Below are 23778 nucleotides of genomic sequence, written 5' to 3' on the forward strand. Positions count from 1 at the left end.
CAAACGCCGATGCTATTGAGGCTGAAAACGGAGCGTAAAAACGGTTCCCACGCCAACCGTGCTCTCCACCTCAATGGTTCCCTGGTGCTCGGCCACAATCTCCTTGATAATACTTAAACCTAAACCGGTCCCGACACCGATCTCCTTGGTGGTGTAAAAGGGTTCGAATATCTTCGCCAAGTTCTCCTCTGCAATGCCACAGCCGTTATCGGCAATCCGCGCAACCACCACGCCATGTTCCAGCTGGGTTGAAACCTTGATAATTCCGCGCTGCGAAAACGCCTGTGCCGCATTTATCAGCAGATTGATAAATACCTGCCCCAAGCGTTGCTGGTAACCGCACAGCGGCGGCAGCTCCTGCAGCTCAAGCTGTAGTTCGGCTTTATACTTCAATTCATTATTCACGAGAATCAAACTGTCCCTGACGGCTTGATTCAAATCGACATTTTGCTCCTTAACCTGATCTTGCCGGGAGAAATCCTTTAGCCCCTTAATTATCAACTTGATCCGTTCGGTACCATCGCTACAGTTATCTACCAGTTCACCGACATCATCGAGGATCATGTCGATTTTCAGCTTACGGGCCAGTGCTTTCAACTCTGCCTGCTCTTCAGGTGCCGCAGAGGTATCAACGGTTCGCTGCAAGGCAGCAATGTAATCGACCATGCGCTGCTGATATTTTTTTAAACTGAGCAAATTACTGGCGACAAACCCGGTCGGCGTTTTTATTTCGTGGGCAATTCCAGCGGCCAGCTGTCCGATAGAGGCCAGTTTCTCCTGCTGGCGCAACATCTGATTTACTTCTTCCAGCGACTGGTTGGCCAATTTCAGCGCCACCGTCCTTTTCGTTACCTGTACTTCCAATTCCTGTTGATAAACTCGATTAATCCGTTCCAGCTCAGCACGACGCAGAGCATTGGTGAGATGAATGACAACTTCAAAATCGTCACAAGGCTTAAGCAGGTAACCATAGGCACCCATTTCCAAGGCCCGATTTGCTACCTCACGATTGCTCACTCCGGTAGTGACCAAAATTGCCGTGTCGATAAATTGTTCCCGCAACTTTTCGATCAACTGCAATCCATCCATTTTCGGCATATTGATATCGGTCATCACCAGGTCGAAGCAGCCGAGAGATAATTTTACCAAAGCCTCTTGACCACTTGTTACCGAAACACAATCGTAACCATTCTCGAGCAACATTCTCTCCATCAGGCGACCGAAAGAGAGATCATCATCAACAACCAGAATATTCTTCTTCCGTAGCGTCATTGGTCAAAAACCTCTCGCAGCAATTGTGGCAAACAATCTATCAGCTCGGTTTTCAAAAGCACTTTGCAAATAGAGGTCTCCGCAACGCCTTCGGTTTCAAGGGAATATTGCAGTCCCGAACAAAGGATGACGGGCAGCTCCGGGGCGACCTGTCGCAACTGTTTTGCCAGCTCGATCCCGGTCATCCTCGGCATCGTCTGATCGGTAATCACCAGATCGTATTTATCCGGTTCGGCCTGGACTAACTGCAGAGCCGCCAAGCTGCTCGTTTGGGCGGTCACCTGATAACCGAACTCTTCAAGAAATTCCTTGCCGAGTCTTGCCAAGCTGATCTCGTCATCAACCAGCAGAATCCGCTCAGAGCCACCAGGAACAACCGCTGGCAGCGCTGCCTTTTCAACGTTAAAACCTGCTTGATAGCAGGGAAACAACAGACGGAAGCAGGTCCCCTCCGCAGGCGTGCTTTTCACGCCAATAAAACCATGCAGAGTGGTAACAATTCCACGCACGACGGACAAACCGAGCCCGGTCCCGGTGTCGACATCCTTGGTGGTAAAATAGGGGTCAAAGATTTTATCGATGATTTCCGGATCGATCCCACAACCGCTATCGGCAACCAGTAATTCCAGATAGTGACCGCCTTCAAGACCCCAGGGATTATCCTCGGCAAGCGTTGTTTTATGCAGCGCAAGGCGTAAAGTCCCACCCTCCGGCATGGCGTGATAGGCATTGGTACAGAGATTCATCAGTAACTGATGGACTTGTGTGGCATCACCGAGAATCGCCTCTCCTTCGGCCTGCAGTTCGGTTTCAACCTCGATGGTGGCCGGCAAAGAAGCCCGAATCAGCTGCAGGACTTCTTTGATAATCAGATCAAGCGCCACCGGCTCCATTTCTAGCTCGCTCTTGCGACTGAAGGTGAGAATCTGCCGCACCAGCTGTTTGGCCCGATCGGCGGCCTTAAGCACCTCCCGCAAATCGCTCTTGCTCCTGCTCCCCTCCAACATGCGCTGTTCAGCCAGCGAGGTATAGCCGAGAATTGAAGCCAGAATATTATTGAAGTCGTGGGCTATGCCACCTGCCAGCGTACCGATGGCCTCCATCTTCTGCGTCTGCAGTAACTGGTGCTCAAGGGCTAACCGCTCAGACTCAGCCTCTTTGCGCTCGGAAATATCCCGCAACACCCCGATCGCCTGCCACTGTCCATCCTGCCACACCGCACTTAAGGACATCTCCAAAGGGATTTCTCTGCCCTCAAAATCCAAGCCGGTCACTTCAAGCGCCTGCTCCAGCAGGGGGCCTTTACCGGTAGAGGAAAAAGCCTTCATGCCGGCCATCGCCTTCGGTCGCAGCATTTCCGGAGTCAGCAGCTGATGGATATCCCGATTGAGCACTTCAGCCTGGCAGTAGCCAAAGATTCTTTCCGCGGCCGGATTCCAAAAGGTCACCAGTCCGGCGGCGTTGATCATCACAATGGCATCTTGAACAGACGCGGTGATCGTACGGTATTTTTCGTCGGTTTTGCGTTGCTCTTCCTCGGCGGCCCGCTGCTCGGTGAGATCGTGGACAACCCCGATGGCTCTGACTGGCCGCCGATCTCTGTCATATTCAATTTCAGCAACTTCGCGCACCCAACGCACTTTCCCCTCGACCAACAACCGGTGCTCATAGTCGCAACGCCCATTGCTCAGGGCCTCATCCCAAGCGTCTTGGACCAGCGCCAAATCATCAGGATGAACCCGCTCCAGCGACGCCGCAACTGTGCCATCAAAGGAATCAACAGTATAACCAAAGATGCGATAAACCACAGAGGTCCAGAATAGCTGTCCACCGTCAATGTCCAGTGACCAACAACCAATGTTTGCGACTTCCTGGGCGCGTAAAAGATCCTTTTCCCGGGCCAGTAAATTTTTCTGCACCCGCTTACGATCGGAAATATCCTGTACGTAACCCGCCATCCGCTGTGGCTTTCCGGCAGAATCAAAAATGGCCTGCCCGCGTGAGCGGAACCAAACATGATGACCATCCTTGTGGCGCAGGCGTAATTCAATATCGTACGGCTTTTTTTCTGAAAAATGTTCTGCGATGGCGACCGTTGCCATCTCAATATCGGCCGGATACGTCAGTTCGTACAGTTGATGGCGGGTGGCGGGAATTTCCCCATCCGCATAGCCAAGGAGTTCGTAAATTCGCGGCGACCACCACATCTGCTCATTGGCAACATCACCCCAGTCCCAGATCCCGGCCCCTGAACCACGGACCGCCAGATCGAAACGTTCTTCACTCAAACGCAGCGCTACCATCGCCTGCTGCTTTTCCCGGTTGTTGCGTGCCCCTTCAATCGCACGCAACACCGCCGGCTGCAGACGGATCAAGTTAGTTTTCAGAACGTAGTCGGTTACTCCCGTTTTAAGCGTATCGATGGTCAACTCTTCTCCAAGAGCACCGGTCACAAGAATAAACGGGGTATCGGGTGCGGAGCTGTTAGCCGCATAAAACGCTTTCATCCCGTCACAGTCGGGCAGGGAGTAGTCGGCCAGGATCAGGTCATAGCTCTGCTCTTCAAGCGCCTGTCGATAGGCAGCAAAGTTATCCACCCAATTGATCTGACATTGAAGGCTAGAGACCTGCAGTGCATGCCTGACCAGCTCGGCATCCAACTCGCTATCTTCAAGATGTAAAATATGCAAGGGTTTACTCATAAAAATGACCGCTCCAAAACGAGATACAGCATACAGCTACAAGGTTTTTCCGTTACTCTGATCGACCAAATTCATCCCCAGCCAGAATTTCGCTAGGGTTTCTACGTCTTGGTTAAACTGGGTAAAGCTGACCGGCTTCAATAAATAGGCATTGGCCCCGACGGCATACGCGCGACTGACATCTTCGCGGGCCTGTGATGAGGTCAGGATGACTTTCGGAATCCAGCGGTAATTTGCGTTTTCCTGCATTTTTTCCACCAGATGCAAACCATCCATGCGCGGCATTTTAAAGTCGATAACCAGCAATTTCGGCAGCGTTGCCGCTGACTGTCGGGCGAGGTATTCCAACGCTTCGACACCATCGTGAGCCGTTACCACCGAATCTTGCATGCCGATACGCTCCATGGCGCGCAAAAACAGCTCGATATCATTGACATCGTCATCGACCAGCAACAGGCTTTTAACATCGTCCATGTCAGATATCTTTCTGATTCGGCAAAGAGAAATAAAACTTTGCGCCGGCCTCGAATTCCGATTCTGCCCAGACCCGCCCACCATGGCGCTTGACGATCCGCTTAACGTTCGCCAAACCGATTCCGGTCCCTTCAAACTGGTCAGAACGATGCAAGCGGCTAAAGACGCCGAATAATTTGTGCGCGTATTCGGGATCAAAGCCAACACCATTGTCGCTGACACAGAAAACCACCTCTTCCGCCGCCAGCTCGCAAGTGACCTGAATTTCCGTTTTTTGCCGTGGAGCGCTGTATTTGACCGCATTATCAAGCAAGTTGAAAAACACCTGCCGGAGGGTCGCAAGATCGCCAGTGACCACCGGTAGAGCAGAAATCTGCCAAAGGATGTCCCGACCAACAGTGACATCCTTAAGGGCAGAGACAACCTCCTTAACGATCAGCGCCGTGTCAACGGGTCTAAGCTGTAATTCACTGCGTCCTGCCCGGGAGAACGCCAATAAATCGTCGATCAATTTTCCCATCCGGTCGGCAGACCCCATAATTGTCGCCAGATGGCGGCGGTTGACCTCGGCCAGTTCGTCCTTGGAGCTTTCCAGAAGAATCTCCGCAAAGCCCTGGACATGGCGCAAAGGGGCGCGTAAATCGTGGGAAACGGAATAGGCAAAAGATTCCAGCTCCCGGTTCACTTCGCGAACTTCTTCGCCTTTCTGTTCAAGCTGACGGTAACTGCCCTGCAAGTCCTCGGTCAGATTGAGCATCGCTTGGTTCAACTCTTCGACCTCGGTGACGCGGTTTTGCAGTTCTGCGGTTCTCTGTCCGATGATTGATTCAAGGTTGAGCGCTTTTTCAGCGACCTCTTCCTGCTGCCGCTTTATATCGTCAATATCCTGAATCACCGCCACAATGCGATCCGCTTCACCCTGGTGCGACAGCAGAACAACCGAAACCAGCCCCCAGACGATACTGCCATCTTTTTTTAGATAGCGCTTGCTCAGCGAAAAGGTTTCCATTTTATGGGCCAACAGTCGATGTACCTGCTGTTGACCGACCTGCTGATCTTCGGGATGGGTAATCTGCTGAAAATCCAGTTGCAATAATTCCGTCGCCGAATAACCGAGCATCCGACACAAATATTTGTTCACCCGGGTAAAAGAACCATCGATTGTCAGATAAGCAACGCCAGCCTGAATATTTTCAAAAGTATGGCGATAAATCTCTTCACTTTCCAGCAAAGCCTTTTCGACCTGTTCCTGACGGCTCAGATCGGTGACAATGACGATCTGGTCAGCGCCTTCGCTGAACTGACTGTAATCGCAATCAAACTGAACGGCATGCGGTTTGAGCTGCCTATCGAGCAACTGCAAGGTTAAACGCTGGTGCCCCAGTTCGTTGTCCATTGGCCGCAATATCGGCTGCACCTGCCGAAGATCTTCGCTGCTCATCAAAGTCGTAAGTTTTCTTCCGAACAGCTCCCGCGGGTGGTAACCGAGCATCGCGCTGAACGGTGTATTGCAATAAGTAATCAACCCGTCTTGATCTATTTCAATGATCCCATGCGGCAAAGTCTGCACCAGATGCTGATACTGCAAGACCGAATTGACCAACTTCACTTCAGTCGTTTTACGGTTGGTGATCTCGTTCTGTAAGCGGCGGTTCCAAAAGGAAAACAAAATGAACCCAAGCAGAAACAGCCCTGCTGCCAAACCGCCCCATTTCCAAACATCTCCTTGCGTGACACCATACTCGTAGCGCATCGATAACCAACGCTGACGGATTTCAGCATGCTCCTGCGGAGTTAACTGTCGAAGAATCCGATTGAACAAGAGGACCAATTCTGGCCAATCGTTGCGCGCCGCCAACACATGCTCGGAGGGGACAAAAGGTACCGGCGCGGCAACCTTGATATTTTCCCAACCCATCTCCTTGATGATATGGCTGGTCATCAACAAACTGCCGATATAGGCATCCACCTCGCCGGTCGCGAGAAGTTCAACGGCTTCCTGCATGGTATCGGTCAGAATCGTGTTGATTCCCGGATAGTCTTTCGCCAGGATCGATTCCAGTAAAAAGCCCCGCGGGATCGCCAGCGTTAACCCGACGAGATCTTCAATCCGACCGATAAACCCACTATCTTTCAGGGAAAAAATAACAAACGGCATGGTAAGAAAAGGCTCACTCAAAGCCATCTGCGCGCGTCGCGCAGGATCTGGGCTGATGAGGGGGATCACATCCGGTCCGGTTTTATTTTGAATCCCCGTAACCGCTTCTTCCCAAGACGAGGTCACATACTCAATCCGCACACCGTAATCGCTGGCCAACCGATTCAGGTAATCGATGGCCAACCCCTCAATCCGATCACCATCCACATAGACCAGTGGTGGGGCATGGGCGACAAAGACCTGAACCCGATGATTCTGCCGTAACCAGGTCCGTTCTTTTGCGCTCAGTGGTTCGACGCGGGTTTCATCGTAAACAAAACCTGCCAGATCAATGGTCGACTCAATCCTCCCCAGCTGCTTCAAAATATCCGCCATATGCCGGAAACGACCCGGATTGACATGGCCAATCGCGACCACCTCCGACTTAACCAGCTTTATTGTTTCCTGGGCTTCGAACAGCAAATGCTCACGACTTTTGTCCTGTCGATATTTTTGCAGAATCAGGTCAACGATCTCTTCTGGATGCTCAACGGCATATTGCCAACCACGCAAAGAAGCATCGCGAAACGCCCTGACGCGCTGTGGATGCTCTGCTATTTCTTTTTCGCTGGTAAATAAGATTTCAGCGTAAAAATCCACGCCATAGTTGATCGGGTTGATAATCGAAATCGGAATCTGCTGCTGGGATAAGAAGAAGGGTTCATTGGTCAGATATCCAGAATAGAGATCGGCTTCACCCGAAATCAGTGAATTGATATCAAATGACATCGGCTGCCAAGCGATACTTTCGACCGGCACCCCTTCTTGCAACAGCATGGCGTACAACTCAATATCGGTGCCACCAAAAGACATGACCCGCTTACCGGCCATGCCTTTTGCCGTTTTTATTTGGCTCTCCTGCAGCGCCATGACAACCGTAGGCGAATGTTGAAAAATGGCCGACAGGGCAACCAGTGGCTTCCCCTGCATGCGGTTGATCAGCAGTTGGGTCCCCTCAATGCCGTAGGTGGCCCTACCATCTAAAACGGTATCGCCGGGTCTTTCCGGCCCGGGCGTTCGTTCCTGCAGCTCGACATTGAGACCGACATCGCGATAATAACCCTTTTCGACGGCGGCATAATAACCAGCGAACTGAAACTGATGCTTCCATTTCAATTGCAAGCTGACCGTTTCGAGCTCAGCAAAAGCCCCCGGCTGTTCCGCCCAGACTGGGGCAACAACCAAGGCACAGCAGATCAATAGGCAGAAAAAGATGCGTGTCATTTCTCCCCCCGCGCCGCTTGCAACTGAACCTGCAACTGAGCGATTTCTTTTTTCAATTCGGCCATGCGGATCTCACGACCGGTCATCAATTTGATGGTCCGATTCAACGCGGCAGTCCGCTCTTCAACACGGACCTCCAACTCCAGGTTCGCAGCCTGAACCATATCCTCCGCAACCTTCATGGCACTGATATCGTGCGCCAGTCCGGCGGCTCGAGTAATTTTCCCGTTGGCATCACGAATCAAACCACCCTTGACCCAAATATGACAAATAGCCCCGTCTTGCTGACAGAGTCGAAATTCGAGATCAAATGGCCCTTCGCCACGCAGGAAGCGCAGATACTTAGTCTGAACCTCTTCCTTATCATCGGGATGCACGGGATCCAACCAGATTTGCGGGTTATGCAAGATATCGCGACTCGAACGCTGCCAGATCTTTTCAAACATAAGATTCACATAGAGGACTTTCGGCTCGTCGGGATTCTCGCACTCGACCAGCCAGAAAACATCTTCGGCGACATCGGCAATCTGCCGAAAGCGTGCTTCACTCTCCCTTAAGGCCGCGAGCGCCTGCTTATGCTGTTCCATCTCCACCGCTAGATCTTCGGTGGTTGCATGCAGGCTGTTGAACAGCGGGGTGACAGTCCGGCGTAATAAAACCACTCCCGCCATAATCAAGACAAAGGTCAGAGAAAAAGCGATCAGTGTCGCCCGAATGAACGGCTGACGGACTTCAGAAATGTCGATTTTGGTCACGATGCCCAGGTTCATCCCTTTAACCGGTTCGTAAGCGGCCAGCACCTTCTTGCCACGATAGTCAAGCCCGACCATTGAACCGGAGCGGCCATTCAAAGCACGACGCATCGGTTCGGCCCATGTAGAGCGGAACGAAACCGGCGCAGGTTTTGTCACTGAATCCGCATGGTGACGAAAGCGAAAGATAATCTGATCGTTAACTTTCTGCGCCAGGGTAAATTCTCCCGTTTCCCCAAAGCCTTTAAAGGTTTCGTGCGCAGCGATCACCTGCTGCAGACTGGCTTCAACAGGATCATAATCGGGCACTTCATCTACGATCCACTGGCTATTTTCACGATCATGGCGTGCGACCACCTCGATCAGTCGCGCCTGACTCTGCGCGGTGACGATCAGGGATTCGAGACGCTCAGCAAAGGAGGCTTGATAAAGCAAAAACACCGCGGCACCGGTCGCAACCATACTGATAATCACCAGAATGATCGAGAGCAGCAGTAAGCGACGTTTTTCTTCATTGAGCATCGGTTCGGGTCCTTTGATCGATTATTCGGCAGTGGTCTGATCGACGTCAGACCCACACAACGGACATTTCGATTGTTCAGCAGAAAGGGACTGCAAGGCATCCTCGACACTGTCCAGCCCCTGCCTGATGGCCACCAGTCCCGCCTGCAACTGCGGAATTTGTGGACTTGAGATCGTTTTTTGCACCGGCGCTGTCGGCACAATCCTCTCTAAACAAGCTTCGATCGCCGAGCGACAGGTCACCAGCGGTCGTAACTGCAAACCGGTCAACAGTTCGATATGCTCGCGCAGCACCATATCGGAAGGATCAACCATCGCCAGGGTCAGACAGCGCCCAGCTAATTTAAGCGGCAGCAGTTGTCCCCGTTCGCAGAGTTCCTGTGGCAGAAAACGGATCATTTCCACTGTCGGTGGTTCACCGTCCAGATCGGCCAGGGGAAGATTGAGTTGGGTCTGAAAGGCCTGCCGGATCGATTGTTCGGTGAGAATGTTCAATCGTTGCAGGGCATCGAGAAAGGATTCGTTTTCCTGTTGTTCGTATTTGACTTGCTGCAGTTGTTCTTCGCTGAGCAATCCACCTTTTTGCAACAAGTTAGACTGGGCTTCGCGATTATCGTGCAAGAGGGTTGAAAGATCTTTAACACTACCCCACTGCTGCTTGTTGATCTGACGTAGTTGCCGATTCTCATGCTCTAGCTGATACTGCTTAAAAGCCAGGCGGATTGTCATCCGCAAATCGTCGTCGTGCCACGGCTTGGTAATAAACTTGAAAACGCCGACCTCCTCAACCACCTTCATCACGGCGTCAATATCGGCAAAACCGGTCAGCATGATACGTAAAATATCGGGCCAGCGTTGCTTGATTTCTTGCAACAATTCAGCGCCGCTCATACCCGGCATGCGATGATCGGAAATCACCAGTTGAATCGGTTCTGCTTCGAGGAGGAGCAGGGCCTGTCGGGCGTCGGGCGCGGTCAGAATTTCACAGGATTCATCGAGAAAAACCCGGCGCAGGGATTTAAGCACCGAGGGTTCGTCATCAACCAGCAGGACGCGGAAGGAGCTGAACGAAGAGTCCTCAGGCAAGGGACGCTCAGCGATATCCTGATAGATCGCACGGAACAACTCGGAATAACGGCTCATCCACATCTCCCCTTCGCGACTTGGTGCTACTGACAATCGATTCGGGCCGCCACACAGCGCAGTGGTATCAACACTCTTCTTGACTGCGATCGATCAAAACGGAGATCTCCCGTTCAAACGGATCGATCATAAAACAACGCCGAACCGCCTCGATGGCGGCTTCGTCAAAAACCGTCCCCTGTTTGAGCAACAAGACCCCGGTGCCACTATAAAGGTCGTGGCGCAGCTGCATGTCGATTTCGAGTTCCTTCGGCGAAACCTTGGCCTCCAGCACCTCGGCGGAGATATCGAGGTGGCGGTAAACTTCACGGGCTCCCTCTTCCAACGCAAGCCGCAATGCCGGATCGAGTGCCTTGCCCCACTGAGGAGCCAAGGCCTTGATCGACGCATCCAAGGCATCGGCCTCAGGGTACTGAATCAACAGACGCTCGAAAATATCTGCGGCACAAATCAATCGCGCCCCAAGGGGAATTTTCTCCCCTCTTAGCTTTTCCGGGAAACCGGAGCCATTAAAACATTCGTGATGATGGCGGATCAAAACACCGATATCACGCAGGGCGGGGACCATATCGATGGCAGCTTGACCACGGATCACATGGCTTCGGTAGGCCTGTCGCTCCTTTTCATCCAGATCATTGCGCGGCTTCACCAGCAAACTGTCCGACATGGCAATTTTGCCAATATCGTGCAACAGTCCAGCTGAACGATATTTACTCATTTCTTCGGCGGGAATTTCCAAACGGGTCGCCATGGCGGTGACCAGCGCAGCGACATTACGACTATGCCCGGGGGCGCGACGATCACGCATTTCCACCAGCCCGGCCAACGCCTCGATGGTCTCATCAAAACTGTCACGTAGCTGGTGATTACTTTCCGCCAGGGCATCACTTTTGGCGCGAATCTGCGCGGTCTGATCGAGGACCCGTTGTTTGAGACGGGCATTCCAATCCTGCAGCTCGGTGTTCTGTTTGGCAACCAGGACATTGAGGCGTTGGTTTTCCGCAACCAGCCAAAACCCGCGCGCCGCTTCGCCAACGACCAGCAACAACTCATCATCATTCCAGGGCTTGGTCAGGTAACGGAACACGGCCCCCTGATTAATTGCCGCTATTGAGGCTTCGATATCGGCGTAACCGGTCAGCAGAATCCTGACGGCATCCGGCATCAATTCGCGCGCGCGCGCCAGAAATTCAACCCCGGTCATCCCCGGCATGCGCTGATCGGAGATAATCACTCCAACATCCGGCTGCTCTTCAAGCAGGGCAACACCGGCAGCCCCGGAATCAGCAGTGAAGACCTCATACTGATCAGACTCCATCAACAAGCGACGTAACGCTTTGGTAATATTGACTTCGTCGTCGACCAGCAGAATCTTGATGATGGCATCGACAGGGATTTCATTACTCATGTCCAGCTCCTTCTATGGGGCGACCTAAATCAATTTATTACCGCTTCAGCCCCTCGCCCTGTTATCCCTCCGGAATCAGCACCAACACCACCCCTCGCGTCAGGGTTTCGTGCAACCGGTTGACTTGCCCACGATAGCTTCGACCATGCACGTCCAAGTAGGCCTTCGGAGCCCGCTCGGTTTCCAGGCGATCGATCAACTGATTGACCTCCGGGGGGAAAACCTCGCGCCGATCATTGCCCAGCGGCCCCATCCCACTATAAGGAAAAAGGTCCCGGGCATAATCATTACAGTGAACAATCATTTGCTCAGGATCGATACCAAACACCACCACCGGCAAGACATCGAGCACCCCTTGAGAGATCTGCAGGACCCGGTTGCGAATTTCAAGGGCTTCGGTGCGCTGTTCGACCAGCTGCTCCAGCTTTGCGTTGATTTCTTCAAGTTGCTGGTTCTTTTTCTGCAATTCCTCGTTCAACCGATTGTTCTGTACCTGCAATTCCTGATGCTGCAGAGCTGTCGAGATTGCCGTTTTCAGTTCTTCATCATTCCAGGGCTTAGGAATAAATTTATAGATCTGCCCAAGGTTGATCGCTTCGACCACAGCGGCGGTATCAGCGTAACCGGAAAGCACAATACGGATGGTGTCGGGCCACTTTTCAAAAACCTGGGACAGGAACTCCACACCATTCATCCCCGGCATCCGGTAGTCGGACACCACCAGACGGATATCCGGTTCGTCGGCCAGAATTGCCAGCCCCTCTTCCCCCGATTCAGCGATCATGATGTCGTAATTATCCTCATCCATAAACAGTCGACGCAGCGCCTTCAACACATTCGGTTCATCATCGACACAGAGGATTTTAATCATCTCACCCATTGTAATTCACTCTCCTCTTCCATAAGGCAGGACCAGCGTAAATGTTATCCCCTGGCCCTCTTCGCTCTCCAGTAAATCCCCACCGTGCTTTTTGACTATAATAAGCGAGACTCATCCCCCAATCAGTTGCCGATCGGCATCAAGCAACAGACAGACTGGCGTTGAGTCGGCCAGCAGCGGAAAACTGCTCGGTACTTTTTCAGTCATCGGTCTCTCGTGCCGAGCCCTCTTGCTGCGTGTTCAGCGGCAAGCGGATGGTAAAGATGGTTCCCTCCCCAACGGTACTGGCAACCGTAATTTCACCACCGTGTTCTTTGATAATCTCGTAGGAGATGCTCATCCCCAAGCCGGTCCCTTTACCAACCTCCTTGGTGGTGAAAAAGGGTTCGAAGATACGAACTAGATTCTCTTCGGCAATGCCGCTACCGGTGTCACTGATGGAAACAAAGATATCGTCCTGCTCATGCCAGGTGCGGATTTTGATAATCCCCTTGTCTTCGATCGCCTGGGCACCATTAACCAGCAGGTTCATAAACACCTGATTGAGTTTCTGTGGATAACATTTCAGCAATGGCAAGGAACCGAAATCTTTCTCGAGAGTCACTTTGTATTTCAGCTCATTCCAGGCAATGCTAAGGGTGGTTTCCAGGCACTGATTGATATCCGCATCATGTTCCTGCTCCTGGTCGATGCGCGAGAAGGTCTTCAGGTTCTGCACGATCGCTTTGACCCGATCCGCTCCATCGAGCGATTCTTCGATCAAATCACGACTGTCCTCGATCAGATAGTCGATCTTCAACTTTTTCCGTTCGGCTTTGATCTCCTGATGATCCTCAGCGACCGTTTTCTCGTCAATAAGCTTCTGCTGATGATCGAGAAAAATCTTCATTCGGTCAAAATATTTACCCAGGGTTCCGATATTACTGGTGATAAACCCCATCGGATTATTGATCTCATGCGCGACACCGGCCGCTAACTGACCGATCGACGCCATCTTCTCCTGTTGCAGAATCTGTACCTGACTGTCCTTCAACTGTTTGTAGGCCCCCTCTAATTCCAGGTTTTTCTCTTCCATCGCATCATTAACCCGCCGCAGTTCTTCGTTGAATTTGAAGGCTTGCTCGAACGCTTTGGACTTGGCCTGCTCGGCCTCGATTCGCGCACTGTTATCCTGTAAAACCAGGATAAAACCACTTAAAGTAGCATCGTCATCGACCAGCCTGCTACAGGACATGGCCATCGGCACCTGATCGCCCGAAAAAGACTTCAGCACCACGTCGGCCATATAGTTCTGGGACACCGTAACCTGCTGGGCGAACCAATCATGGTTATCGTCGCGTAAGACCACCAGATTCTGGACCTGAAGGGTGAGCAGAGCATCTTCGTCATAACCCAGCACTCCGCAACTAGCCTGATTGACGCTGACGATTCTTCCTTGTTTGTCCGTAACGATCAACAGATCATGCATCGAACGCACCAGCATGTCGTAAAAATCACGTGAGACCGTGGTCTGTTCCAGGGTATCGCTCATCTGGTTGAAAGCCGCGACCAGGACGCCAATTTCATCGCTCGACTGGAGGTCGATCTTTTCTTTGCGCCGCCCGCTGGCGACCGCCTGCACGGCACCGGTTAATTCCTGCAACGGCCGGGTGTATTTCCCGACCGAAAACATAATCACCAGGGCGCAGACAATCAGCGCCCCAAGCGAAGCAAAGACCACGGTTTGCCGGAGATTCCCGATACTGGCTTCGGTCTTTTCCATCGAGAAACCGATCCGAAAACCGCCCCAGTGCCGCCCTTTAACAAAAACCGGAGCGGTCAGATCCCACATCAGCACCCCGGTGTCGCGCGGATAGATCTGCTTCAAAACCGGCTCGTCAGCCCCGCCCTGAAAGCGGCCGGCAGCAAGTCCGACCGGATCGTTGAACAGCCGCTTGGTTCGATTGCCGACCCGGTCCTGTTCCGGGTCACCGGTCAACGGCTTTGAGTAGACACTGTTGTGGGTCGGCAGATAGCCGTTACGATCGACCAGCACGGCAAAAACCACCATATTATCGGTCAGAAAGGCATCCTCAATGGTCCGGATGCGCGAATCCAGATAGCGATCATAGAGCGTATGATACTTGGGGATTTTCGCTCCCGACAGGGGCCCGGTCGTGATCAGCTGATAGTTTTCATCGAAGATTTCTGCCTCTGTCAAGTGGCCATCGACGACGGTTTCTTCCAGAAACTGACTGAAAGTCTGCGCACCGACCAAGGCCGCCATCCGCCCCTTGGCGATCAATTCCTGCTCGATGGCCTGCTGACGGCTGTCGATCACATACAGGCTCAACAGGCCGAGGATCACCGCCAGGCAGGTCACCAGCGTCAAGGTCATTTTCAGGCTGATCCGTTGTTTCACCATCCGCAACATAGGCTGATCACTCCTTCGCCGCACCGGGCGGGTTGGCAGGATCTCTCTGCAACGGGAAAACCAGGGTAAAACAGGTCCCCTCACCGACGACCGACTGAATCTGGATATCCCCCCCATGTTTCTTGACGATCTCATAACTGATGCTCATTCCCAACCCGGTCCCCCTGCCAACCTCTTTGGTGGTAAAAAACGGTTCAAAGATACGCGAAAGATTCTCTTCACTGATGCCACTGCCATTATCCTCTATCGTGATAATGATATTTCCCCCAGCGCAACTGCTGCTGACGTTGATCAGACCGTCCCTTTCTATCGCCTGGGCGGCATTAACCAGAATGTTGGTAAAAACCTGGGTCAATTCACTCGGATTGCAGAGCAAGTCGGGCAGTTCGCCAAAGTTCTTGACCAGTTGAGACTTGTACTTGATTTCGTTCCAGACGATGGCAATGGTACTTTCCAGACATTCGTTCAAATCGGTCGCCTGTTCGCCCCCCTGATCAATCCGAGAAAACGTTTTCAGGTTCTGTACGATTTTCCGCACCCGTTCGGAACCGTCAAGCGATTCCTCAATCAAATCGACCCTGTCTTCCAAAAGAAAATCAAGTTTGATCTTTTTCCGTTCGCTCTGTAGAGCACTCCAGGCCGGACTGCCCGTTAACGCCTTCTCCAGCAAAGCGATATAAGCAGCCAAGCGTTGATTATATTTGCCCAGGCTGCGCAAGTTGCTGCTGACAAAGCCGATCGGATTATTGATTTCATGCGCCACCCCGGCCGCCAATTGCCCGATGGACGCCATTTTTCCCCGTTGTAACATCTGCGACTGGGTGGACTTCAATTCGCGGTAAGCGGTATCCAGCTCCTGGCGCTGCTGATCAATTTCTGCGTTCTTAAACTCAAGAGAAGCCGCCATTTGAGTTGCCCGAGCAACGGTCTGTTGCAATTGTTCTTCGACCTGCTTCCGCTCAGTAATGTCTTCTTTAATGGCAAGAAAATGGGTAATGTTGCCCTGCGGATCAAGAATCGGCGAGATAGATGCCAACTCCCAGTAGAAATCGTTATTCTTCTTGCGGTTATGAAATTCCCCTCGCCACTGTTTTCCCGCCGTCAGCACCTCCCACATCTGCCGATAATCGGTGTGACCATCGCCCCCTTTCAAAATTCGCGGGTTCTGGCCAAGCAATTCATTGAAACGATAACCACTCAACTCGCAGAAACGTGGATTGACATAAATAATCGCTCCGTCCGGGTCGGTTATCAAAATGGATGCAGGGTTCTGCTCAATGACCCACCGCAAAACCAAGGAGTCAATTGATGGCCGCGTCTCATCGAGATTGTTCTGCGGTCCGTCTTCGCTCATCATCATCCCTATCACGCAAGAAATGCTTCGCGCTACGCTACTTCAAAGTCCTGCCGTAGGGCCATGGGATGAGCCCCGCCGAGCAACCGCCTGCCGCTCACCAAGCAGCAAAATCATAGCGATTTTTGCATACGAGTTAAGCTTAACAAATGATTACATCTTTACCACCAAAACACTACTGGATTCCAAGTCAACTCTGAGCTATGAATTCAAATAAAACAGCCTCGATGGCAATCGAGCACCAACGGGTTGCCAACACCCAGAACAGTGTCTTATCGTTTTTTTCATCTAACCGGGAGATATTGAAAGAGAAGAAAATTGCCGATACCTATCAACTCGGCCAGGTATCCACAACGGCGGTGGCTAGTCAAATTGTCTCAGCAACTTTTCAAATTAAACGCTGATATTTCTGGATTAATCACTTATTGAGGATTTAATGTAACCAGAGGAACAGGAACCTGCGGAGCCAGTCCCTGTCTACCCCTTATACCCCTGCGGATTCCCCTGCTGCCAACGCCAACCATCTTGACACATTTCTTCCAGACCGCGCTCGGCTTGCCAGTCCAGTTCCTGTTTGGCATAGGCAGGATCGGCATAGCAGGCGGCTATATCGCCGGCGCGGCGCGGTTCAATCTGGTACGCCACCTCACGACCGGCGACGTGGGCTAACGCGGCGACCATCTCGAGGACGCTGTAGCCTTGACCGGTGCCGAGGTTGCAGGTCACCAGCCCGGGTGCGGCGGCGAGACGTTCCAGGGCGCGGAGGTGACCGATGGCCAGATCGACGACATGGATGTAATCGCGCACGCCGGTACCGTCGACGGTATCGTAATCGTCGCCGAAGACCGACAGTTGCGGACGCTGGCCGATGGCAACCTGGGTGATAAAGGGGAACAGGTTATTCGGCATGCCAGCAGGATCTTCGCCGATACGCCCGCTGGGGTGCGCACCGACCGGGTTGAAATAACGCAGGATGGCGATCCGCCATTGCGGATCGGAGGCATGCAGATCGCGCAGCATCTCCTCGATAAACAGCTTGGTGCGGCCGTAGGGGTTGGTCGCGCCGGTGGGTGCATCTTCAGTAATCGGCAATGTCTCTGGATCGCCATAAACCGTGGCCGAAGAACTGAACACCAACTGCTTACAACCGAACTCAGCCATCACTTCGCAGAGGGTGGCAGTACCGGCGACATTGTTCTGGTAGTAAGCCAGCGGCATGGCAACCGATTCGCCGACCGACTTAAGCCCAGCAAAATGAATCACTGCCTCAGGTTGATGCTGCTTGAAGATATTCCGCAGCGACTCGCGATCACAGATATCAGCCTGAACAAACGGGGGAACTGTTCCGGCTATCTCAGCAATCCGCTCAAGAGCCACCGCAGAACTGTTCGACAGGTTATCGACGATGACAACCTCTACACCCGACTGCAAAAGCTCAACGGTCGTATGTGAACCGATAAACCCCGCTCCCCCCGTAACCAAAATCCTCATCCCCACACCTCCAAACCACAAATAAAAAAGCCACCCTCACCGACACATATTCAGTGTCTTTCGTGTTTCCCGTGGATAAAAACTGAAGAATTAACGAACACCGATTTATTGGTAGAGCGAAGTAGATATCCAGAGAATAGGTTTACCGCCTCCTAGGTTACATCAACTTAATGCTATGTCAATTATTTCCTGCCACCGGGAGGCCCCGTGAACATCCGTCAACGATACAGAAGCGTGCAACTCCATAGAGCCACTGTTTTCAGTTATCTTAACCAAAGAAGGCTACAGCTGTCCCGAGCGGAAGATCATCTTAAACATTGAAGAGGTATTGCAAAAAATAAAACGCTACTTGGCTGGCGAAAGCCACATAGAAACCATTCCCAAAGATTATGGAACCCGCGAGCAGGTCATGTGCCTGCAAGCCCGACGCATAAGCTCTCCCGGCTTCGACAACTCCCCATCTCCGGCCCAATCACTTCCCAGAGGTTTATCCCGCAACGACGGCTGATAAGTCGAAACGGCTACAATTCTCCCGATTATATGCACCGCCCCTTAAGGCACGCCTTGTAGGGTTCAATAAATCTGGAACTTCTGAGAGGGGCCGGCACCTTTGGAGCCAGGCCCTGAACTGAGCACCACTTAGCGACAACGAATTATAGGAATTGAGCTTTGCGCCGTGAAGGATTAAGGTTAGAGCTAGAAAAAGAAGCAGCTTTGTTCCGCCACAGAAAAAGGTACAAAAAAACGGCTAGCGATAAATCGCTAACCGTTTGATTTTTTTATTGGTGCGCCCGATAGGATTCGAACCTATGACCTCTGCCTCCGGAGGGCAGCGCTCTATCCAGCTGAGCCACGGGCGCACAAGGCTGTACTATATACTCTACAATCAGGTACAATGCAACTGTTAATCAAAAGGATTCCTATGTTTCGATACGCCATCGTCGTGCTGCTTTGCTTGATCCTGGTCAGGCCCGCAATCGCCCAGGATTCCTACCGGATTACCGAGGTTGCCGAGGGTGTCTTTGCCGCCCTTGCCCAACCGGGTGGTGCGGCGACCTCAAATGCCATGATCGTTGACCTTGGCACCCAGGTGATCTTGTGCGGGGCACATTTTTCGCGCAAAGCGATCAACGATCTGATTGCAGCCGCCTCGGAGGTCAGCCCCAACCCGATCCGGGCTTTTGTGCTGGCCCACCATCACCCAGGCTACTCCTATATCGATTTCGATTTTCCAGCCAGGGCAGATCTGGCGATGACCATTGACACCCGCCTGATCATGAAACAGGAGCCGCGCCAGCTGGAAAATCCGCTGACCTTCTTTAAGGAAGGGCTGACCTTTGAGGGCACCGAAAGAACCCTGATACTCACCAATGTCGGCCCGGCACACAGCGATGGCGACATGATCGCCTATGTCCCGCAAAGCAAGGTTCTGTTTACCAGCGACCTGCTATATTTCAACAGCGTCGGTTTTCTCGGTGCCGGCTCCCTGCGCGACTGGGCGCATGTCGTTGAGGGACTCGCGGCACTGCCGGCGGATAAAATCATCCCCGGATTCGGCCTGATCGGCACTCCCAGGGATCTCAACATCTTCCAGAACTACCTGAAAGAGTTCCTGACCGAAGTTCTCCGCCATATTGAAAATGGAGACAGCCTGGAAGTGACCCAACAAACTTTCAAGCTGCCAGAATATGAAAAGCTTCCCGGCTACCAGAGCTTTACTCCTGGCAATATCGAGCGTGCATACGAGCAATTAAAAAACTAGTGATATAAGTAACGGGAATTCACGGCAATCAATTAGAGTTGATTACTTTTCTCTATGATTATTTATAACTTTCTGTTAATCTTTTGCCCAAATCAATGAAACAGGAGGCAGAACATGAAAAGCGTTCTGATCGTGGATGACAGCATTGCTGTTGCCCGTCAGCTAGAAAAAATTGTCAACAGTGGTGAAGAATTCAATGTTATTGCTCAAGGGCGCAACGGGGCAGAAGCGATAAAACTCTGCCAGCAACACAAGCCCGACATCGTCTGTATGGACATGAACATGCCGGTTATGGACGGTCTGACAGCCCTGCGCAACCTGATGCAACTCACTCCTGGACTAAATGTAATCATGGTCACATCTCTCGGCGGCGTCGGTGACAAGTACACCGAAGCGATCCGGCTCGGCGCAAAAGACGTCATTTCGAAGCCGTTCGAGAAAGATTCCGTCCTAGAAATGTTACGGCGACTGTAAGCAACCTTGCGGTCGATAAGGGAGAATGAATAGCAATGGCAGTCAAATTCTTTGGTCAATTCCTGATTGAGAAGGGTGCAGTTACTCGGATGGCCCTGCTACAAGCCGTCGACTTGCAGGAAAAAACGAACCTGAAATTCGGCGAAATGGTCATCGAAATGAGTTTGATGACAGTCGCTGATGTTGCCCGGGTTCATCAGGCGCAGCGCAGTGAAGACCTGCATTTCGGCGACATGGCCGTCAAATTAGGGGTCATTAGCGACGATCAGGTTCAGCAGGTCCTCACCCGGCAGCGCAACAGCCACCTCTACATCGGTGAAGCGCTGATCAAGGTCGGTGCCCTCTCCGAGCAGGAGCTGGAAAACTATCTGCAAGAATTCAAGCAGGACCAACTGGCTTATGTTTCCGAGAAGGTGGAAATCCCGGCTGGAGTCCCTCATCAGCCGATCTGGGAAATGGTCGCCGACCTGACCTATAAAATGCTGACGCGCGTTGCCGGAATCTCTTTCCGCCCTGGTCCCTGCACGATCATCAAGAAACTACCCAGACGTCCAATCATTGCCGAGATGGGCTTTTCTGGTTCCGTCAGTGCGCGCTACCTGCTTTCCGTTTCGGAAAGCACCCGCAACCTGGTGGCCAAAGCGATCCTCGATGAAGAATCGGTAGAGAATGAATCGATCGAAGTGCTGGATGATTCGGTCAAGGAATTCATCAATATCGTCTGTGGCAATATCGCCGCCAAAGCAGCGCAGTTAGGCCACAGCATCGACATAACACCACCGGAGATGCGCACTGACAGCAATACTGGCATCAATGTTCCGCAGGACCACACCGGCCTGATGTTTCCGATCTACCTGTCCGATGGAGAGGTTTTCGAACTGACGATTTTCGTTCCTGAGAACTAGTCATGCTTAAACCGTTGGTGTTGATGGTGACAGTATCGATCGGCAGTTTATTCGGCTGGTACTGTTGAGCTCCAGGGGGGCTGATGGGATTTTACTTGGTTTCCGTTGTTGGCGCCTCAATCGGGCTCGATATCGGCCGGCGAATTCAGCGCAATCTTTGGCGATGACTAACGGCTCCTTCACCTGAATATAAAAAAGGCAGTGCCATCTTAAACGGCACTGCCTTTTTACATTCAACCTAGACTCGGTTTCAGAGCAACAACCGCTCCCTACTCTTCTTCGTGATAACTGCGCCGGATCAGTAGCGCGATACAACCACCGAGCAACAGCAGCAGCACAATTCCACCACCGACAAGCTTACGCTGACCGATCTCGTCCTCATAGGCGCTGACCTGCTGTTGGGTGACGGCAAAGCCTTTGTCGAACTCAGCCTTCTGTTGCTTGATTTTATCCAGGGCGACGGTATGGAAAAGCCGCCGGAAGCCGTTTCTTTGGGCAAAAACGTCCTCTTTAATCCGTTCCATATCGAGACCAATACGGTGCAGAGCTGCGACCGACAGCTCCAACTCGGTGAGGTTTTTCTCGGTATCGCCAATAACCTGCTTAACCGTTGCGGCCCGCTGATAATCGTGACAACGGGAGCAACTCTCGGGATTGATTAATTCGATAGAAGCGCGTTGAATTTCATGATTGCCGTGGCAAAGAACACACTGCGGACCGCCAACCTCCAACGCCTGCCCATGCGCGCTGGCCAGGTAATCCTCTTTGACCCCAAGGTGGCAACGGCCACAAAATTCTGGCACGCCACTGTATTCCGGTGCACCGACGAAACCTCTTTCCGGGTCCATCGCCATGGCAAAATCGGTCGGATCGCCACCATGACAATCATGACAGGAAATCCGGTTGGCAGCATGGACGCTGTTGCGCCACTGCTCGACCGGCACCCCGAGACGACCTTCCTGACCAGCATGGCACTGAATACAGACGGTCTCTTCTGCGGCAACGCTCAGCGGCAGGAGCAACAGCGCAAGGACCAGCAGCGACAACACACTTCTCAGCAGCACAGAACATTTCATGAGTAATGCCCCCAAGTCGACAAGCCAACAAACAGCAGAATACCCAACAAATACAGCGTGACAAAAATCGGCCGCTTGGCGGGGCGTCGCTCCGGGCTACGATCAATAAATGGCAACATGGCCAAAAAGCCCATTGCCGCACCCTGAGCGGCCAGGCCCAACAGTGCGCTGGGGAAAATTTTCAACGTCTGATAAGCCCAGAGGAAGTACCACTCCGGCTTGATGTGCTCAGGGGTGGAAAATGGGTCGGCCGGGACCAAGGCATCCAGAGGAATAAACAGCCACGGTGCGTAGAAGGTAATCGCTACCAGCAGCGCCAGGGCAAAGAATACCATCGAGATATCTTTGATCGTGTAATTGGGATGAAAAGGGACTCCGCCGTGATGTTCCTGATGCTGAAAACTGCTGGCCAATTCGGTCGGCTGATAGTCATCACCGAAGGGAGCGCTGGAAATCCCGGCCCGGCGGACACAAAACAGATGAAAACCGACCAGCCCGAGAAACGCCATCGGCAAGCCCATGACATGCAGGGCAAAGAAGCGGCCCAAGGTTGCCTCGCCGACCGCTGGGCCGCCACGCAAAAACTCGATCAGGTAATCGCCGAGAATCGGGATCGCCCCGGCGGCATCGGTCGCGACCGTGGTCGCCCAGAAAGAGAGCTGGCTCCAGGGCAGCAGGTAACCGGTCAGGCAGAACACCAGCCCCAAGTTAAACAGCAGAAAACCCGACACCCAAGTCAGTTCGCGAGGCCGTTTGTAGCTGCCCATAAAAAGGACCGAGAGCATATGCAACAGCAGAAAGACCATAATCAGATTGGAGCCGACCACGTGTAAATAGCGGATCAACCAACCGTACGGCACCTCGTTCATTATCCTGACGACACTGGCGAAGGCTTTTTCGGTGTCCGGCACATAGTAAATCAACAGCAGAATCCCGGTAAGAAACTGCAGGCCGAACAGTGCCATCAGCACCGCCCCCATGGTGTACCAGACATTGATATTACGCGGCAGCAGGTAACCTTCGAGATTACTGTGCAGCAATTCACGCACACCGAGGCGACTGTCCAGCCAGTTGATAGCGTCCTTATGTAACTTCATCCCAGGCCTCCTTAGCCGATCAAAACGTCATCACCCGCAACAGAAACCCCATAGGTTGCCAGAGGCTTTGGTGGCGGACCGCCGAGCACCTGCCCGGCAGTGGAAAAGCGGCCAGCGTGACAAGGGCAGAGGAACTCTTGTGATTCATCGACCCATTTAACAATACAGCCCAGATGGGTACAGACCGCGCTGAGAGCGATAAAGTTGCCGGCAGAGGGCTGCAGCAACACGGCCGGTCGGCCCTGATAGGAAAAAAAGTGGCTTCCACCAACACTGATCTGGCTACGCGGCACCCGGACCTGCTGATCTTCGCCGCCCTTATCGATCGGCGAAAGATAACGAAACAGCGGCCAACTGAAAGCACCGGCAATCACCACCCCGATGCCTCCCAGGATGATAGCAAGAAAAGTCCTCCGCTCATTCGATTTGGCAGGCATATCGCTCATAGATGCTCCTCGGGAAATAGCAGTATGTTAACTCTTCAATATGGTTATCGACTTCGCTCCACCAAAAATCAGTGTTGCGTTAATTCTTCATTTTTTGTCCACTGAAAACACGGAAGACACTGAACTGGTAAGAACAAGATCCTTCCGTGAGTTCTGTGCTTTCAGTGGATAATATTTTTCAACCAT

18 protein-coding genes and 1 tRNA gene are annotated in these 23778 nt (G+C 52.4%); 4 read left to right on the forward strand and 15 right to left on the reverse strand.

Annotated features, from left to right (window positions below; all coding sequences use genetic code 11):
• Positions 1-12 precede the first annotated feature (12 nt).
• The 10 genes from ACZ5PT_RS00095 to ACZ5PT_RS00140 form a co-directional block, all read right to left on the reverse strand.
• A complete protein-coding gene (locus ACZ5PT_RS00095; RefSeq protein WP_464264775.1) occupies positions 13-1272 on the reverse strand; it encodes a sensor histidine kinase in 1260 nt (419 codons plus the stop codon).
• Positions 1269-3974, reverse strand: coding sequence for a PAS domain-containing protein (locus tag ACZ5PT_RS00100; RefSeq protein WP_464264776.1), 2706 nt, complete (start codon positions 3972-3974; stop codon positions 1269-1271). The genes ACZ5PT_RS00095 and ACZ5PT_RS00100 overlap by 4 nt, the downstream gene beginning before the upstream one ends.
• 36 nt (positions 3975-4010) lie before the next feature.
• Positions 4011-4448 (reverse strand): response regulator, encoded by a 438-nt coding sequence (locus tag ACZ5PT_RS00105; RefSeq protein WP_464264777.1) that lies wholly within the window; start codon positions 4446-4448, stop codon positions 4011-4013.
• Position 4449: 1 nt separating this feature from the next.
• The gene (locus ACZ5PT_RS00110) at positions 4450-7869 is read right to left on the reverse strand and encodes an ABC transporter substrate-binding protein (protein WP_464264778.1); all 3420 of its coding nucleotides are present in this window, start codon (positions 7867-7869) and stop codon (positions 4450-4452) included.
• Positions 7866-9143, reverse strand: coding sequence for a PAS domain-containing protein (locus ACZ5PT_RS00115; RefSeq protein WP_464264779.1), 1278 nt, complete (start codon positions 9141-9143; stop codon positions 7866-7868). Before ACZ5PT_RS00115 ends, ACZ5PT_RS00110 begins: the two co-directional genes overlap by 4 nt.
• Before the next feature lie 21 nt (positions 9144-9164).
• A complete protein-coding gene (locus ACZ5PT_RS00120; RefSeq protein ID WP_464264780.1) occupies positions 9165-10286 on the reverse strand; it encodes a response regulator in 1122 nt (373 codons plus the stop codon).
• A 67-nt stretch (positions 10287-10353) separates the two neighbouring features.
• Complete coding sequence (nosR, locus tag ACZ5PT_RS00125) at positions 10354-11694, reverse strand: response regulator c-di-GMP phosphodiesterase, NosR family (RefSeq protein ID WP_464264781.1); 1341 nt, start codon at positions 11692-11694, stop codon at positions 10354-10356.
• Positions 11695-11755: 61 nt separating this feature from the next.
• Complete coding sequence (locus tag ACZ5PT_RS00130; protein WP_464264782.1) at positions 11756-12574, reverse strand: response regulator; 819 nt, start codon at positions 12572-12574, stop codon at positions 11756-11758.
• A gap of 199 nt (positions 12575-12773) precedes the next feature.
• Positions 12774-14987, reverse strand: a complete 2214-nt coding sequence (locus tag ACZ5PT_RS00135) for an ATP-binding protein (protein ID WP_464264783.1) — start codon at positions 14985-14987, stop codon at positions 12774-12776.
• A 7-nt stretch (positions 14988-14994) separates the two neighbouring features.
• Positions 14995-16341, reverse strand: a complete 1347-nt coding sequence (locus ACZ5PT_RS00140; RefSeq protein WP_464264784.1) for a PAS domain-containing sensor histidine kinase — start codon at positions 16339-16341, stop codon at positions 14995-14997.
• A gap of 227 nt (positions 16342-16568) precedes the next feature.
• Between ACZ5PT_RS00140 and ACZ5PT_RS00145 the strand changes: the two genes are divergently transcribed.
• On the forward strand, positions 16569-16745 hold the full coding sequence (locus ACZ5PT_RS00145) for a hypothetical protein (RefSeq protein WP_464264785.1): 177 nt from the start codon (positions 16569-16571) through the stop codon (positions 16743-16745).
• Positions 16746-16818: 73 nt separating this feature from the next.
• Here the strand turns inward: ACZ5PT_RS00145 and galE are convergent, their stop codons facing one another.
• On the reverse strand, positions 16819-17832 hold the full coding sequence (galE, locus tag ACZ5PT_RS00150; RefSeq protein ID WP_464264786.1) for a UDP-glucose 4-epimerase GalE: 1014 nt from the start codon (positions 17830-17832) through the stop codon (positions 16819-16821).
• 783 nt (positions 17833-18615) lie between these two features.
• Positions 18616-18692 (reverse strand) — tRNA-Arg (locus ACZ5PT_RS00155).
• Between the two features lie 62 nt (positions 18693-18754).
• On the opposite strand from ACZ5PT_RS00155, the gene ACZ5PT_RS00160 reads away from it, so the two are divergent.
• The 3 genes from ACZ5PT_RS00160 (at position 18755) to ACZ5PT_RS00170 (ending at position 20973) form a co-directional block, all read left to right on the forward strand.
• Positions 18755-19594 (forward strand): MBL fold metallo-hydrolase, encoded by an 840-nt coding sequence (locus ACZ5PT_RS00160; protein WP_464264787.1) that lies wholly within the window; start codon positions 18755-18757, stop codon positions 19592-19594.
• A 114-nt stretch (positions 19595-19708) separates the two neighbouring features.
• Complete coding sequence (locus ACZ5PT_RS00165) at positions 19709-20068, forward strand: response regulator (protein WP_464264788.1); 360 nt, start codon at positions 19709-19711, stop codon at positions 20066-20068.
• A 35-nt stretch (positions 20069-20103) separates the two neighbouring features.
• Entirely contained in the window at positions 20104-20973 is an 870-nt protein-coding gene (locus ACZ5PT_RS00170) for a chemotaxis protein CheX (RefSeq protein ID WP_464264789.1), read from the forward strand.
• 269 nt (positions 20974-21242) lie between these two features.
• Here ACZ5PT_RS00170 and ACZ5PT_RS00175 read toward each other — a convergent pair whose 3' ends face one another.
• The 3 genes from ACZ5PT_RS00175 to ACZ5PT_RS00185 are packed head-to-tail and all read right to left on the reverse strand — an operon-like array spanning position 21243 to position 23592.
• Positions 21243-22049, reverse strand: a complete 807-nt coding sequence (locus ACZ5PT_RS00175) for a cytochrome c3 family protein (protein WP_464264790.1) — start codon at positions 22047-22049, stop codon at positions 21243-21245.
• On the reverse strand, positions 22046-23146 hold the full coding sequence (locus tag ACZ5PT_RS00180; RefSeq protein ID WP_464264791.1) for a cytochrome b: 1101 nt from the start codon (positions 23144-23146) through the stop codon (positions 22046-22048). Before ACZ5PT_RS00180 ends, ACZ5PT_RS00175 begins: the two co-directional genes overlap by 4 nt.
• Positions 23147-23157: 11 nt before the next feature.
• A complete protein-coding gene (locus tag ACZ5PT_RS00185) occupies positions 23158-23592 on the reverse strand; it encodes a Rieske 2Fe-2S domain-containing protein (protein ID WP_464264792.1) in 435 nt (144 codons plus the stop codon).
• Positions 23593-23778: the final 186 nt, after the last annotated feature.

It is taken from the genome of Desulfuromusa ferrireducens, assembly GCF_055389805.1.